12 protein-coding genes and 1 pseudogene are annotated in these 15,047 nt (G+C 61.4%); 5 read left to right on the top strand and 8 right to left on the bottom strand.

Annotated elements, in window-relative coordinates; genetic code table 11:
- Positions 1-76 precede the first annotated feature (76 nt).
- From AB3G88_RS22570 to gap, 7 genes and pseudogenes are all read right to left on the bottom strand, one after another.
- A pseudogene (locus AB3G88_RS22570) lies at positions 77-1,216 on the bottom strand (methyl-accepting chemotaxis protein); the annotation flags it as partial.
- A gap of 277 nt (positions 1,217-1,493) precedes the next feature.
- On the bottom strand, positions 1,494-1,895 hold the full coding sequence (locus AB3G88_RS22565) for a YbaN family protein (RefSeq protein WP_099585544.1): 402 nt from the start codon (positions 1,893-1,895) through the stop codon (positions 1,494-1,496).
- Positions 1,896-1,976: 81 nt separating this feature from the next.
- A complete protein-coding gene (locus AB3G88_RS22560) occupies positions 1,977-2,585 on the bottom strand; it encodes a biliverdin-producing heme oxygenase (protein WP_400530332.1) in 609 nt (202 codons plus the stop codon).
- Positions 2,586-2,721: 136 nt separating this feature from the next.
- Positions 2,722-5,286 (bottom strand): TonB-dependent receptor, encoded by a 2,565-nt coding sequence (locus AB3G88_RS22555; protein ID WP_480451733.1) that lies wholly within the window; start codon positions 5,284-5,286, stop codon positions 2,722-2,724.
- 115 nt (positions 5,287-5,401) lie between these two features.
- Positions 5,402-6,370 carry a FecR family protein gene (locus tag AB3G88_RS22550; RefSeq protein ID WP_480451730.1) on the bottom strand — a complete coding sequence of 323 codons (969 nt, stop codon included), beginning with the start codon at positions 6,368-6,370 and terminating at the stop codon, positions 5,402-5,404.
- A gap of 74 nt (positions 6,371-6,444) precedes the next feature.
- On the bottom strand, positions 6,445-6,963 hold the full coding sequence (locus AB3G88_RS22545; protein WP_099585540.1) for an RNA polymerase sigma factor: 519 nt from the start codon (positions 6,961-6,963) through the stop codon (positions 6,445-6,447).
- A 136-nt stretch (positions 6,964-7,099) separates the two neighbouring features.
- On the bottom strand, positions 7,100-8,101 hold the full coding sequence (gap, locus tag AB3G88_RS22540) for a type I glyceraldehyde-3-phosphate dehydrogenase (RefSeq protein WP_480451728.1): 1,002 nt from the start codon (positions 8,099-8,101) through the stop codon (positions 7,100-7,102).
- Positions 8,102-8,322: 221 nt separating this feature from the next.
- On the opposite strand from gap, the gene edd reads away from it, so the two are divergent.
- The 4 genes from edd (at position 8,323) to AB3G88_RS22520 (ending at position 13,415) form a co-directional block, all read left to right on the top strand.
- Positions 8,323-10,149, top strand: a complete 1,827-nt coding sequence (gene edd / locus AB3G88_RS22535; protein ID WP_112196621.1) for a phosphogluconate dehydratase — start codon at positions 8,323-8,325, stop codon at positions 10,147-10,149.
- Positions 10,146-11,102, top strand: coding sequence for a glucokinase (locus tag AB3G88_RS22530; RefSeq protein ID WP_480451726.1), 957 nt, complete (start codon positions 10,146-10,148; stop codon positions 11,100-11,102). The genes edd and AB3G88_RS22530 overlap by 4 nt, the downstream gene beginning before the upstream one ends.
- Before the next feature lie 119 nt (positions 11,103-11,221).
- The gene (locus AB3G88_RS22525) at positions 11,222-11,956 is read left to right on the top strand and encodes a response regulator (protein ID WP_099585536.1); all 735 of its coding nucleotides are present in this window, start codon (positions 11,222-11,224) and stop codon (positions 11,954-11,956) included.
- The gene (locus tag AB3G88_RS22520; RefSeq protein WP_099585535.1) at positions 11,946-13,415 is read left to right on the top strand and encodes an ATP-binding protein; all 1,470 of its coding nucleotides are present in this window, start codon (positions 11,946-11,948) and stop codon (positions 13,413-13,415) included. Before AB3G88_RS22525 ends, AB3G88_RS22520 begins: the two co-directional genes overlap by 11 nt.
- A 13-nt stretch (positions 13,416-13,428) precedes the next feature.
- Here AB3G88_RS22520 and AB3G88_RS22515 read toward each other — a convergent pair whose 3' ends face one another.
- Positions 13,429-14,358 (bottom strand): AraC family transcriptional regulator, encoded by a 930-nt coding sequence (locus tag AB3G88_RS22515; RefSeq protein WP_480451723.1) that lies wholly within the window; start codon positions 14,356-14,358, stop codon positions 13,429-13,431.
- Between the two features lie 327 nt (positions 14,359-14,685).
- On the opposite strand from AB3G88_RS22515, the gene AB3G88_RS22510 reads away from it, so the two are divergent.
- Positions 14,686-15,027, top strand: coding sequence for an antibiotic biosynthesis monooxygenase family protein (locus AB3G88_RS22510; RefSeq protein ID WP_065930419.1), 342 nt, complete (start codon positions 14,686-14,688; stop codon positions 15,025-15,027).
- Positions 15,028-15,047 lie beyond the last annotated feature (20 nt).

Raw genomic sequence — 15,047 nt, 5'->3', positions numbered from 1 at the left:
CTGAGGATTGATCCGCTGTGCCGCGGGCCTCGGTGATGCTTTGCTTGATCTGCGCGATAGTCGGTTGCAGCTTGTCGAGGAAGCGGTTGAACCAGTTCACCAGTTCGCCCAGTTCGTCCTTCTTGGCATAAGCCAGCCGCTGGGTAAGGTCGCCGTCGCCGCTGGCGATGTCCTTGAGCATGGCGGCGACGCTGTTGATCGGGCGGGTCACGCCGGTGGCGGTCAGCCAGATCAGCAGCAGGCCGAGCAGCGCTGCGGCGGCCGCCACCAGCAACGCTTTAAGCGTGCCAGCGGCCTGGGCATCGTCGAGCACGGCTTGCAGCTTGACGTTATCGGCCAGCATCACGGCTTTTGGCAGCTCGATCACCACGCCCCAGGACTTGGCATCGCTGATCGGCTTGACCGGGTACACGGCCCGGATGGTGTCGCCCTGTTCGCGGATCATGCGGCTGTCACTGGCCAGCAGTTGCACGATTTCCTTGCCTTCGGCGCCAAGGGTGTCGATCAGGTTCTTGCCGACCTTGGCCGGTTCGCCACTGTAGGCGGCGATCAAGCCGGTACTGGAGAGAATTTCCAGGTGTGCCGCGCCGTTGAACAGGTCTTTCTGCGCGGCATCGGTAGTCGCTTGCAGGGCGGTGAGGGCGATGTCGACGCCGACAATGCCAATGACCTTGCCGTCCACGATCAGCGGCAGGGAAATAGTGGTCATCAGCACGGGTTTGCCGGCCACCGTGTCTTCATACGGGTCCAGCAGGCAAATGCTGCGGGTGTCGCGTGGGCAGGTGTACCAGATGTTGTAGGGCGTGCCGCTGAGGTTGAGGGCGGTTTTGTTGAGGTCGTCCTCGACCATGATGGTGTTCAGGCCTGCGCCACCGGCCCGGCTCCAGTAGCTGGAGAAACGGCCTTTTTCATTGGACACGCGGGCCTTGTCATCAATGAATTCGCTGTCCTTGCCATCCAGGCCGTTGGGCTCGAACGACAGCCAGATCCCCAGCACCTTATTGTTGCGCTCGAATGCAGTTTTTACGCTTTGGTTGAGTTCTTCGCGCAGGGCTCCGGCGTCTAGGCCGCGATGGGTCCCCAGGTTGCGCAGGTCTTTGATCTGGTCAGCCAGGGCGGTCAACGCCACCTGGCTGTCGCCGAAGGTTTTCTGCAATTGCACGGCCTGTTCGGCGGCCTTGGCTTGCAGCAGCTGTTCCACGCTGGCGGTGAGCATTCGTGAGCTTGAATCGCTGACCAACTGATCGTTCTGGTTGGTGGTGTAGATATTGATGCCGACCACCAGCGCAATCACGCCCAGTAGGCAGAGCCCGGAGAGCAGCACGATTTTCAAGCGGATAGAGAGGGTGTCGAACATAGGTTCACTCACGAATGGACTTGTTGGAATGCACAGCACGGCCAAGTCCATTCAGCGCTATATCCGGAGCATCGGCGCGGTAGGAGGTTTCATGAGAGGGAGGCGATGAGCGGTAGGAAAATGCCTACACGCTGCGTTATACGGGCTGTGCGAGCCGTTCGGGGCGTGACCAGATCCACAGGTTGCCCAGGCCCATCCCGGCCATCGCCAGGTAGATCGGCCAGCCATGGTCGAGCATCACCAGCATCAGGATCGCGCACAGCAGCATGCTCACGGTGGCGCTGACTTTGGCCCGGCGGGCAATGATCTTGCCGTTGCGCCAGTTGAACAGGATGGGGCCGAACAGGCGGTGGTTTTCCAGCCAGGCGCTGAGGCGCGGCGAGCTTTTGGTCGCGGCCCAGGCGGCCAGCAGGATGAATTCGGTGGTGGGCAAACCCGGTATCACAATCGCCACCAGCCCAATGCCCAGGCTGACGTAGGCCAGCAGGCCGAACAGGATCTGCGCGATTTTCGAGGTGGATTGGGTTTTGCCGGTCATGGGTCGGGTATCAAAGAAAATCAGTTTGGAACGAGGGGGAAATGCAGGAGGGGCCTTGCCCCTCCCACAAAGTTGGCAGGCTCAGGCCACTTCAGGGGCGCTAGCGTACGCCTGTTCCAGCAACACGGTGAAGCGCACAAACGCATCCACCGCGCCTTTTTCCACCGCCGCTTCTTCTTCGGCGCTCAATTGCAGGCCGTCGAGGGTGCGGGTAAAGCTCTTCCAGCCTTCAGCACGACCACCGGCCGGCTCACCCAGGTGACGGGCCCCGAAAGTTTCGCTCAGGCCCAGGCCCACCGCACGCTTGATCAGGAATGCGGCGCCCAGCTTGGAACCTTCGGACACGAACAGCCAGCCCAGGGCTTGGGCTTTGCTCGGGTTGCTCACGGCGCCGGCCACCGGCGCCGGCACGTCGGTGTCCAGGTCGGCGAGGTCCAGCTTGGCGGCTTCGGCGCGGCAGCGTGCGGCCAGGTCAGGGACGATCTTGATCAGTTCGGCATCGTTGTACAGGGCCACCAGTTCGGACTGGAACAGGTACTGCGCCACCACGAAACGGGCAAAGTTGGCCGGGGTTTCGAACGGGGCGTGGGCCTTCACCAGGGCATCGAGCTTGGTGTGTGGCTCGTTGGTGATCTGGTTCAGGCGCTGGGAGCGCAGGCTTGGGCGTTCAGCGGTAGGAGAAGCGGTCATGAAAAAGTCCTTGAGAAGGGGAGCGCCTTGGTGCCCGAAAGAGAGCTGTTATCAACTAGACGAACAAGAAGACGCGGCACAGTAAAAAATCCTCACCCCGCCGGTGAATAATTCCGGCGCGGCAAGGCGGCTGCCGTCAGATGTCCCAGATCACATTGATCGCAAAGTTGCGGCCGGGCTGGGTCAGGCGGTCGAGGTTGGCCGGGCCGGTCACCGCGGCTTCGCCGACGCTGTCGTAGCTGCGCACGTCGTCCCAGTTCCAGTACTTCTTGTCGGTGAGGTTGTAGAGGCCGCCGTTGAGGGTCACGTCGTTGGTGACTTTGTAGTAGGCCGTCAGGTCGATGACGCCGAAGCCGGGCGTTTTGAAGGGGGCGCTGGTGTCGCCGTCCGGAGCGTGGAAGGTGGAACTGTCAACGCGATTCTGTTTCTTCACCAGGGTCCAGCTCAGCAGGCCGCCGTAGTTGTCTTGGTCGTAGCCCAGGCCGAACACGCCTTTGAGCGGGTTGACGCTGTTCAGCGGTTCTCCGTTTTCGTCGTTGCGACCGTAGGCGTAGGAGACAGAACCCTGGGTGTACAGGCCGTGTGGCGCACCGAATGCGTCCAGGTTCAGACGGCCCTTGGCTTCGGCACCTTTGATGGTGGCGCGCTTGATATTGACGGCCTGGAACTGCTCGACAGTGCCGCCGACCACGGCGTTGTCTTCGTCGATAAAGTCGCGGTACTTGTTATAGAACACTGCGATCTCGAAGGAGCCCTCGTCGAAATTGCCACGAAGACCGGTTTCGATGCCTTTGCTGGTTTCCGGCTTGAGGTCCGGATTGGGTTCGACGGTGTAGCCCAGGTTCAGGTTTTCAAATCGGCCGTACAGCGCCTTGGCGGACGGCGTGCGGAAACCTTCGGCGTATTGGCCGAACCAGGTGTATTGATCGGTCAGCGCGTAGGTCAGGCCAAACTTGGGTGTTACGCGGTGCCAGGTTTTTTCCTTGTCGCTGACAGAATCCGCACCGGTAGGGTTCACCGTATTAAGGAATTCCTGGGTGAGCTTGGGCTTGACCTGGGTGTAGTCGTAGCGTACTGCGGGCATGAAGGTCCACTTGTTCCAGGTGATCTGGTCCTGTGCAAACAGCGAATACGTGTTGATGGTCGGGTCAGGGAAATCGCTGGATTTCTTCACACTGTCGGTGGCGATTGGGCTGGGTGCTCCAATGGCGGTGCAGCCACTGCCGACGGCCACGCAGGTCGCGCTGCCTTCGCGCGACCCCGTCACTTTTTGTTGCTTGAGCGTGGTGCCGTAGGTTACTTCGTGGCCGGTTTCACCGAGGCTGAACGCTTTGTCCAACTGCGCATCGAAGATCCACTGTTTTTCCTGGTAAAGCGTGTCGCGGGTGCGCAATACGCGACGCCCAGACTGATAGATCTCGGCTGTGGTCTGGTCGGTCTTGGCGATCTGGTAATTGAAGCTGGTCTTGATGCGGTCAGCAATCGGGGACTCAAGGGCGAAGGTGTTTTCCAGACCGAAACGTTCACGGGTAATTGTGTCGTTACCCCGACGGTCTCGGTAGAGGTTAAAGCCTCTGCCACCGATAAACGGGCCACCCACCGCGTTCTTCAGGTTGACGTCTCGATCATCCTTGTACTTCTCATAAGTCAGGCCCAGACGGTTGTCATCGCCATAGTTCCAGCCGAGTTTCGCCAGGACATTGGTGGTGCGCGCTTCTTCCGGGTTGGCACCAGTGCGGTCCAGGCCGGTGGCGTTGTTGCCGTTATAGGATTCGGTTTCATGGCCATTGCGCTGGCTCAGGTGCAACAAACCGTCGAAGTCCTGTACGCGGCCGGCGAAGGTGCCGGAGGTCAGCCAGCTTTCGTCGGCGGAGCTGTAGCCTGTCTTCAGGCGCGCGCCGACGTCCTGGCCGGGCTTGATGATGTCATCCGGGTCGAGGGTGAAGTAGCTGACGGCGCCGCCGATGGCGCTGCTGCCGTAGAGCGCCGAGGCCGGGCCGCGCAGGATTTCCACGCGTTTGACGATTTCCGGGTCGACATAGTTGCGACGGGTCTTGGCGTAGGGGCCGTTGAAGAAGTTGTCCGGCACTTCCACGCCGTCCACCTGGGTGAGGATACGGTCGCCATCGATGCCGCGGATGTTGAAGCCGGCGTTACCTGCACGGGTGCCGGCGCCGCCCACCGAGACGCCGGGCTCGTAGCGCACCAGCTCACGGATGTTATTGACGTTCTGGCGGTCGAGCTCTTCGCGCTCATGCACGCTGACGGTGCCTGGTACGCTGTTTACGTCCTGCTCGTTACGGGTGGCGCTGATGGTCACCTGTTGCAGATTGAGGGTGCTGCCGGCTGCGCGCTTTTCCAGCACGATGTTGTTGCTGCCCAGTTTGCGGTAGCTCAGGTTGGTCCCCACCAACAGCCGGTCCAGGGCTTTTTCCGGCGACAACGGGCCGCGTGCACCGGGGGACGACACGCCCTGGCCCAACTCTGCTGGAAGGCCGACTTGCCAGCCGGTCACGGCGGTAAAGGCGTTGAGGGCCGAGACCAGCGGCTGCTGTTCGATGCTGAAGGTGTAGTTGCCCTGGCTGCGCGAAATCGGTTCGGCGGCGGTGGCGGCCATGACCGGCGCGCTGGCCAGCAGGATGGCGGCGGTCAACAGGGACAGGACGGGCGAAGAAGACCGGCGGTTGAAACGAGAGGACATCGAGAGCGCTCCGGGGTACGAATCTTGTAGTTGCGAACCGAATCAAATAGGAATCAGTTGCATTGGCTAAGACGAGACGTACCGCCGAAGGTTATCGAGTAAAAATAATTCTCATTTAGTTCAGGATGACCAGCGCCGGGTATTCCGACAGCTTGGCCGAGGTGATGTGCGCCAGGGAGCGCACCACGTCCAGCGGTTGATCGAGCCGGTAATTACCGGTGACCGCGACGCTGGCGAGTTGGTCGTTGGTGTTGACGATCCAGCCTGGGTAATAGCGGCGCAACTCGGCGAGCACCTCGCTCATCGGGCAGTTTTCGAAAATCAGCCGACCCTGCACCCAGGCCAGGTCCTTGCTGGCATCCAGCTTGGCCGGCTGGCCGAAGCCTTTGGGGCCGATGCGGATACTTTCACCAGCGCGCAGGCGTACACGGGCGTCGTCGAACGTGTTGCTCAGGTCCACATCACCGCGCTGCACCTGCACCTGGGCCTCGCCATTGAGGTAACGCACGGCGAAGGCGGTGTCGCGCACGCTGGCACGCACCGGGCCGGCGTCGATTTCCAGGGGCTGGCCATGACTGGGCGCGATCTCGAAAAAAGCCTCGCCCTGGTACAGGCGGGCGATGCGCTGTTGGTCCTTGATGCTGCTGGAGAACGCCGAGTTGGTGTTCAGCAATACTTTCGAGCCATCGTCCAGTTGCAGGCGCTGGCGTTCGCCCACCACGGTCAGGTGATCGGCTTGCAGGCGTACTGGCAGATTGCTGAAGCTGAACAGGCCAATCAGCAGCCCAGCGGCGGTGGCCAGTGGTTTCCAATGGGGTTTGATCCGGCGCCAGGCGCTGGGCTTGCGTGGCGCGGCCAAAGCCATGGCAGCACTGTGCACGGGCGCGCCACCCCAGGCGGCCTGGGCCTTGGCGAAAGCCTGGACGTGGGCCGTGTCGTGGGCCAGCCAGGCTTCAAACTCGGCCTGCTGCCCGGGCTGCGGGCACTGCAAGGCGATCAGCCAGTCGAGGGCCTGGTCCATAGCCGTGTCTTGCAACACCTCATGAGCCAGCTCATGGGGGCGCAGTTTATTCGGGTCCGTCACGGTGTGCCTCGGGTCTTCGCCACGTTTTATTCATTAATCCTACAGCCTGGGTCGACACTTCTGTCGGGTGCAGCTTAAGGCCGATCCAGCCGTTCGGCCACACCTACGCAGATGGCCATGATCAATTTCAGTTCCTTTTGCACGGTGCTCAAGGACACGTCCAACTGATCGGCGATCTCCTGGTAGCTGCACCCGTGCAGGCGGCTGAGGATGAAAATCTGCTGCTGGCGGGCGCTCAACTGGCCCAGGCTGACGCTCAGGTGTTCAAGCAGTTGCTCGGCCTGGGTCGCATCTTCGGGGGTGCTGATGGGCGCTGCGACGCTTTGCAGGATGTCGAACGGGACATCTTCCTGCAGCGTTCGGGCCTGAATCCTGCGCGAACGCAGGTGATCCAACGCCAGATTGCGCGCGGTTTGGTAGACGAAAGGTTCAAGGTGATCGATCGGCCGCTCGCTGAGGGCCCGGGTGACGCGCAGGTAGGTTTCCTGCAACAGGTCCTCGGCGGTGCTGGGGTTATTCACCATCCGCTGCAAGGTGCGTAGCAGAATCACCCGTTGGGTGAGAAAGACTTGATTGAAGCGAGATTGGCTCACAGTGATACCAGACCGATTTGCAGTTAATGATAATGCTTATCATCAACTGAAATGGCAAGTGGCTATTTCTGCAGGCCTGCATCGATCAAATGCGGGGGGGCAAGCCCCTCCCACATAAGCTCATCACAAGACGGGTTTACTCGGCGTTGCACAACGCCAGGCAGTTATCCAGCATGCGGTTGGAGAAACCCCACTCGTTGTCATACCACGCCAACACTTTGAGCAACTTGCCACTCACTTTGGTGTGATTGGCGTCGAAAATCGACGACAGCGGGTTGTGGTTGAAGTCACTGGATACCAGCGGCAGTGTGTTGTAACCGAGGATCTTCGAGTGCTGGCTGGCTTCCTTGAGCAGCGCATTGACTTCTTCGGCGGTGGCTTCTTTCTTCAGTGTCACGGTGAGGTCCACCAGCGACACGTTGATCACCGGCACCCGCACGGCCATGCCGGTCAGTTTGCCCGCCAGTTCCGGCAGCACCAGGCCGACCGCTTCGGCGGCACCGGTCTTGCTCGGGATCATGTTCTGGGTGGCCGAGCGCGCGCGGTACGGGTCGGTGTGGTAGACGTCGGTCAGGTTCTGGTCGTTGGTGTAGGCGTGGATGGTGGTCATCAGGCCGCTTTCGATGCCCAGCTCGCGGTGCAGCACCTGGGCGACTGGCGCCAGGCAGTTGGTGGTGCACGAGGCGTTGGAGATGATCTGGTGGGATTGACGCAGAATGTCGTGGTTCACGCCATACACCACGGTAGCGTCCGCGCCTTTGGCCGGTGCCGAGATGATCACCTTGCGCGCGCCGGCGCTAATATGGGCGGCAGCCTTGTCACGGTCGGTGAACAGACCGGTGCATTCAAAGACCACGTTGATCTTGTGTGCAGCCCATGGCAGGTCGGCCGGGTTGCGAATGGCACTCACGGCAATCCGGTCACCGTTGACGGTCAGGCTTTCCTGATCGTGAGCGACCTCTGCGTCGAATGTGCCATGTACGGTGTCGTATTTGAGCAGGTGGGCATTGATCGAGCTGTCGCCCAGATCGTTGATGGCGACGATCTGCAAATCCTGGCGGTAGCCTTGGGTATACAGTGCGCGCAGGACATTACGGCCGATACGGCCAAAACCATTGATTGCGATACGAAGAGTCATTGGAGAGTGCCTGTCGTCGATTTGTTGTAAGAATTACAAGATTATTCGCATAAAAATAGAAAACAAGCCTTTTTAGTGGCAATATTTTGTTCAATCTACAACGAGTGACCTGAATCAACTGGTCCGATGATTTAAACGACACCCTGCCATCCCATGAGCTGCGGGCGTTTGATCAGCATAGACACTCAGGTCGCCACATCCGTTAGCCTGGAGTTCTACACATGCATCCCCGCGTTCTTGAGGTCACCGAACGGCTTATCGCCCGCAGCCGCGCCACCCGCGAGGCTTACCTTGCGCTCATTCGCGGCGCCGCCAGCGACGGTCCGATGCGCGGCAAGCTGCAATGCGCCAACTTTGCCCACGGCGTGGCCGGTTGCGGCACTGAAGACAAAAACAGCCTGCGCATGATGAATGCCGCCAACGTGGCAATTGTTTCGTCATATAACGACATGCTTTCGGCGCATCAGCCGTACGAACATTTCCCTGAACAAATCAAGAAAGCCCTACGCGAAGTCGGCTCGGTCGGCCAGTTCGCCGGTGGTACGCCCGCGATGTGCGACGGCGTGACCCAGGGCGAGCCGGGCATGGAGCTGAGCCTGCTCAGCCGTGAAGTGATTGCCATGTCCACGGCGGTAGCGCTGTCCCACAACATGTTCGACGCCGCACTGATGCTGGGCATCTGCGACAAGATCGTCCCCGGCCTGATGATGGGTGCGCTGCGCTACGGCCACCTGCCGATGATCTTCGTGCCGGGCGGCCCAATGCCGTCGGGCATCTCCAACAAGCAGAAAGCCGATGTGCGCCAGCGCTATGCCGAAGGCAAGGCCACTCGCGAGGAGCTGCTGGAATCGGAGATGAAGTCCTACCACAGCCCCGGCACCTGCACGTTCTACGGCACCGCCAACACCAACCAGTTGCTGATGGAAGTGATGGGCCTGCACTTGCCGGGCGCCTCGTTCGTCAACCCGTACACGCCGCTGCGTGACGCCCTGACCCGCGAAGCCGCGCATCAGGTCACGCGCCTGACCAAAGCCAACGGCAACTTCACGCCGATCGGCGAGATCGTCGACGAGAAATCCATCGTCAACTCCATCGTCGCCCTCAACGCCACCGGCGGCTCCACCAACCACACCCTGCACATGCCGGCCATCGCCATGTCGGCGGGCATCATCCTGACCTGGGACGACATGGCTGACCTCTCCGAGGTAGTGCCGACCCTGTCCCACGTGTATCCAAACGGCAAGGCCGACATCAACCACTTCCAGGCGGCGGGCGGCATGTCGTTCCTGATCCGTGAGTTGCTGGAAGCCGGGTTGCTCCACGAAGACGTCAACACCGTAGCCGGCAAGGGCCTGAGCCGCTATATCCAGGAACCGTTCCTGGTCGACGGTGAGCTGGTCTGGCGCGACGGCCCTATCGAAAGCCTCGACGAAACCATCCTGCGCCCGGTGGCTCGCGCGTTTTCGCCAGAAGGTGGCCTGCGCGTGATGGAAGGCAACCTGGGGCGCGGCGTGATGAAAGTCTCCGCCGTGGCGCCGGAACATCAAATCGTCGAAGCACCGGCTGTGGTGTTCCAGGATCAGCAAGACCTGGCCGACGCCTTCAAGGCTGGCCAGTTGGAAAAAGACTTCGTCGCGGTGATGCGCTTCCAGGGGCCGCGCTCCAACGGCATGCCGGAATTGCACAAGATGACGCCGTTCCTTGGCGTGTTGCAGGACCGTGGTTTCAAGGTGGCGCTGGTGACAGACGGGCGTATGTCCGGCGCGTCGGGTAAGATCCCCGCCGCGATTCACGTCAACCCCGAAGCCCAGAGCGGCGGGCCACTGGCGCGGGTGCGCGATGGCGATATCATTCGTGTGGATGGCGTGACCGGCACCTTGGAGCTTAAGGTGGACGCCGAAGCATTTGCAGCGCGCACGCCTGCCACGGGCCTTCTGGGCAATAACGTGGGAGCCGGTCGCGAGCTGTTTGCATTTATGCGCTTGGCCGCAAGCTCCGCAGAGCAGGGCGCCAGCGCCTTTACCTCTGCCTTGGAGACGCTTAAGTGAAGTTAGCGCTGGTCGGTGATATCGGGGGCACCAACGCCCGTTTTGCAGTGTGGCGAGATTCGGCGCTGCACTCGATCCGGGTGCATGCCACGGCGGATTACCCAAGCCCTGAAGCGGCGATCACGGTCTATCTGAAGGAAGAAGGCCTGGAAATCGGGGACATCGGTGCGGTGTGCCTGTCGGTGGCCGGGCCGGTGAGCGGCGATGAGTTCAAGTTCACCAACAATCACTGGCGCTTGAGCAAGACGGCGTTTTGCAAGACGTTACAGGTGGATGAACTGCTGCTGGTCAATGATTTCTCGGCCATGGCCCTGGGCATGACCCGCCTGCAGCCCGACGAATTCCGCGTGGTCTGCGAAGGCACGCCGGAGCCGTTGCGCCCGGCGGTGGTGATCGGGCCGGGCACTGGGCTGGGTGTCGGCACACTGCTGGACCTTGGTGCTGGTCGTTACGCGGCGTTGCCAGGGGAGGGCGGCCATGTCGACCTGCCCCTGAGCAGCCCGCAGGAAACCCAGCTGTGGCAGCACATCTACACCGAAATTGGCCACGTCAGCGCCGAAACGGCGTTGAGCGGCGGCGGCTTGCCGCGTTTGTACCGGGCGATTTGCGCGGTCGATGGTCACGCGCCGGTACTGGACACACCCGAAGCCATCACGGCGGCAGGCCTGGCTGGCGACCCGGTGGCGATGGAAGTATTGGAACAGTTCAGCATTTGGCTGGGCCGGGTTGCAGGCAATAATGTACTGACCACCGGTGGGCGCGGTGGCGTGTACATCGTGGGCGGGGTGATACCGAGGTTTGCCGACTTCTTTATCGTCAGCGGTTTCGCCAAAAGCTTCAGTGACAAAGGCTGCATGAGCGACTACTTCAAAGGTATTCCGGTGTGGTTGGTGACCGCGCCGTATTCCGGGTTGACCGGGGCGGGTGTGGCATTGGAACAGGCATTTGCTTAGGCAGTGATGGCCTCATCGGGGGCCAGCCCCCTCCCACACTTGGAACGCATTTCAAATGTGGGAGGGGGCTTGCCCCCGATGAGGCCATCAAGAACACCCATAACAACAAGGAGGACCCCGTGAGCGTAATCAGTAAATCGATTCTCCTCGTCGACGACGACCAGGAAATCCGCGAATTGCTGCAAACCTACCTCAGTCGCGCCGGTTTCCAGGTGCGTGGCGTGCCGGATGGCGCGGGGTTCCGCCAGGCGATGAACGAGGCGCCGTGCGACCTGGTCATCCTCGATGTGATGTTGCCGGACGAAGACGGCTTCAGCCTCTGCCGCTGGATTCGCCAGCATCCGCGCCAGGCGCAGGTGCCGATCATCATGCTCACCGCCAGTTCCGACGAAGCCGACCGTGTGATCGGCCTGGAGCTGGGCGCCGATGACTATATCGGCAAACCGTTCAGCCCTCGCGAGTTGCAGGCGCGGATCAAGGCCCTGTTGCGCCGCTGCCAGTTCGGCCAGGAGCGCAGTGGGAATGCTGATGTGCTGGTGTTCGATGAATGGCGCCTGGACATGATCAGCCACCGCCTGTTTCACGTCGACGGTGAGGAAGTGATCCTCTCGGGTGCCGACTTCGCGCTGCTCAAGTTGTTTCTCGACCACCCGCAACAGATTCTCGACCGCGACACCATCGGCAACGCCACCCGTGGCCGCGACCTGATGCCGCTGGACCGAATCGTGGACATGGCAGTGAGCCGGCTGCGCCAACGCCTGCGCGACACCGAAAAACCCCCGAGGCTGATCCGCACCGTACGTGGCAGCGGTTATCAACTGGCAGCCAGCGTGGTTGCCGGCAATGTCCAATGAGCCGGTGACAGAACGCCGTCGCCGCTTCCCGGTACCGCGCTCGCTGTTGGGGCGCATGCTGCTGTTGACCTTGCTCGCGGTGTTGTTCGCCCAAGCGTTGTCCAGCGTGATCTGGGTCTCGCAGTTGCGCGCCACCCAGCTTGAGGGCCTGGTCACCAGCGCCCGCAGCCTGGCGCATTCGATGACCGCCAGTGTGAGTTACTTCCGTTCGTTGCCCGTGGCCTATCGCCCGCTGGTCCTGGACCAATTGCGCAGCATGGGCGGCACCCGGTTTGTGGTGACCCTCAATGACCGCCCGCTGGACATGCAGGTCTTGCCCGAAACCCCGCGCAAACAGGCGGTGCTGGTGGCGGTGGACGAAGTGCTGCGCCAGACCCTGGGCGCCGACGTGCATATCTCGGTGGAGTTCGTCAGCGCCGAAGACCTGCGCATCTTCAACGCCGGCCTCAAGCTCGATGAGCTGCCGCGTTCCTGGGCCCATTACGCACTGACCCTGGAACCGGTAAACCCGCCGGTGCTGGTGACCCAGATCCAGCTCGCCCCCGGCGAATGGCTGTACATCGCTTCGTTGCTGCCTGAGCCTTACACCAGTCTTGAAGAACAGGGCCTGCCATCGCAGCAGGTGTGGTTTATCGTACTGACCAGCGGTTTTCTGCTGTTGTTTATTGGCCTGCTGGTGCACTGGCAAAGCCGGCCGCTCAAGCGCCTGGCGCGGGCGGCGCGGGATATGTCCCTGGGCGCCGACGTAGAACCTGTGGCCGAAGGTGGCGGTAGTGAAGTGGTGGAAGTGGGACGCGCATTCAATGCCATGCGCGAGCGCATCAGCCGCTACCTGACCGAGCGCAGCCAGCTGTTCAGCGCGATTTCCCACGACCTGCGCACACCGATCACCCGTCTGCGCCTGCGCGTGGAGCTGCTGGAAGACGAGAATCTGCAAACCAAGTTCGGCCGCGATCTGGATGAGCTGGAACTGCTGGTGAAGGGCGCGCTGCAATGCGTGAAAGACACCGATATCCACGAGAACATCCAGCCCGTCGATCTGAACCATGTGCTCGAATGCCTGGTGGAGCCTTATGTTGCGCCCAACGGCAACGGCCGCGTGACCCTGGATGGCGCTGCATTGGTGGCCTATCCGGGCAAGCCGCTGGCGCTCAAGCGTTGCATTGGCAACCTGATCGACAACGCCTTGAAGTACGGGCAGAACGCGCATTTGCATGTCGAGGATGATGGCGCGGAATTTGTCCTGCACGTCGACGATGAAGGTCCTGGCGTGCCGGAGCAGCGCCTGGAGCAGGTGTTCGAGCCGCACTTCCGCCTGGCCGGGCAGCAGCAGGGCTACGGGTTGGGTCTGGGGATTGCGCGCAATATTGCCCACAGCCATGGTGGCGAGGTGAGCTTGCAGAATCTGCGCGAGGGTGGGTTGCGGGTCACCTTGCAGCTCCCGCGCACCCTGGACTGAAAAACACTGAAGATCAGATGCTTTGGCGCAGTCTGGCTAGATCCCGCAACGGCGGCGCACCAAATAGTCGGCTGTACTCCCGGCTGAATTGTGACGGGCTTTCATACCCCACCCGATAACCGGCTGCCGAGGCTTCAAGCCCTTCGGCAATCATCAACCGCCGCGCTTCCTGCAAGCGCAGTTGCTTCTGGTATTGCAGCGGGCTCATGGCAGTGATCGCCTTGAAGCGGTGATGCAAGGTCGAGACGCTGAGGTTCACTTCCCTGGCCAGGTCATCGATGCGCAGCGGTTGCTCATAGTTGCCGTTGAGCCACTTGATCGCCTGGCTCACCCGATGGCTCTGACTATTGGCCACGGCAATTTCATACAGGCGATACCCCTGCGGCCCCCGCAGCAGGCGGTAGAGAATTTCCCGGTTGATCAGCGGCGCCAGCATGGCGATGTCTTTGGGCGTATCCAGCAAGCGCGCCAGGCGCAGCACGGCGTCGAGCAATTGGGTGTCGATGCGGTCCACGTACATGCCGCGTGATGTCGGGCGCGTGGGGACGCCCATGGGGCCGGCCTCAGCAATCAGGGCTGTGAGTTGCGCCGGGTCGATGTTGATGCGCACCGACAGGTTCGGATCTTCCGGCGTCGCATCGATGATCCGCCCGGCCACCGGCATCGCCACCGAGAACACCAGGTAGTTGAGCGGGTCGTAGGCAAAGATTTCATCGGCCAGGCGCACTTCCTTGCTGCCGTTGGCGAGGATGCACAGCGCGGGCTCCACCAGCACCGGCATAAAGTCGCGCGGTGTGTTGTGGCGGTTCAGGTACAGCGAGGTGATCGCGGTGCCGTAGGAGCCATCTTCCCAGGTATGCCGGTGCACGATGCTGGCCAGTTCGGCGCGCTGTTTTTCCATCTCGGCATCGAGGGGAATGGGCTTATGTTCGGGCGACGACATGAAGCGTCCTCTGCAGGCGGCTTTGATGGGGTCAGCTTAGCGGCGGCTTTTCAAAGAGTGTTAGGTCGATTCTGCATAATCCTTGCCTGATCCTGCGCCATGTGGGCAATCAGGCAAGCGCGAGGCCTGTCATCTCCCTGAAACACGGCGTTCGCCCCTGCGTAAAACCGCTGGGCCGAACACCCGGTTTACGCTTCTCGCAGGATTGTGCAATAAGCCGGCAGGAATCGACTAACCGCGTCCACCCCCGCGCCGTTATCGTTGATCCTGTGGCAACACACCCTCACAGTGCTTGCCGAGCATCACTTCTCAACGGGAGAGTCGAACATGTCCACCCCCATTCCCGCGAGCCATATGGCCTTTATCCGTGCCCGCACCGGGTGCAGCACCGAACTCGGTGCACGTTTGAGCAGTTTGATCGAACCAGGGCGTCAGGCTCAGGGTTGTCTGCAATTCTCGTTGCAGCATTCCCAGGTCGACCCCGATGTGTGGCTGGTCTCGGGTTTCTGGAGCAGCGAGCAGGCGATGAGCGCCTACTTCAGCTCGCCGGCGCTGATGATCTTCACCGAGTTGTTGAACGACATGGTGGTGCGCAGCATGGACTTTCAGACCTTCACCGATGCATCCGCCGCCCACGCCTATGGCGAGTACCTGCAACTCGCCGGTTGAACCGGTTTAGAATGGCCGCC

The organism is Pseudomonas arvensis (assembly GCF_056688935.1).
Note: the sequence above shows the minus strand (reverse complement) of the source record. Positions and strands in the feature narration are given on the sequence as shown.

Excerpts from the sequence above, each read along its gene's own strand:
- AB3G88_RS22565 (WP_099585544.1), bottom strand. The coding sequence starts at position 1,895 with ATGACCGGCAAAACCCAATCCACCTCGAAAATCGCGCAGATCCTGTTC.
- AB3G88_RS22560 (WP_400530332.1), bottom strand. The coding sequence starts at position 2,585 with ATGACCGCTTCTCCTACCGCTGAACGCCCAAGCCTGCGCTCCCAGCGC.
- AB3G88_RS22555 (WP_480451733.1), bottom strand. The coding sequence starts at position 5,286 with ATGTCCTCTCGTTTCAACCGCCGGTCTTCTTCGCCCGTCCTGTCCCTG.
- gap (WP_480451728.1), bottom strand. The coding sequence starts at position 8,101 with ATGACTCTTCGTATCGCAATCAATGGTTTTGGCCGTATCGGCCGTAAT.
- edd (WP_112196621.1), top strand. The coding sequence starts at position 8,323 with ATGCATCCCCGCGTTCTTGAGGTCACCGAACGGCTTATCGCCCGCAGC.
- AB3G88_RS22520 (WP_099585535.1), top strand. The coding sequence starts at position 11,946 with ATGTCCAATGAGCCGGTGACAGAACGCCGTCGCCGCTTCCCGGTACCG.
- AB3G88_RS22515 (WP_480451723.1), bottom strand. The coding sequence starts at position 14,358 with ATGTCGTCGCCCGAACATAAGCCCATTCCCCTCGATGCCGAGATGGAA.
- AB3G88_RS22510 (WP_065930419.1), top strand. The coding sequence starts at position 14,686 with ATGTCCACCCCCATTCCCGCGAGCCATATGGCCTTTATCCGTGCCCGC.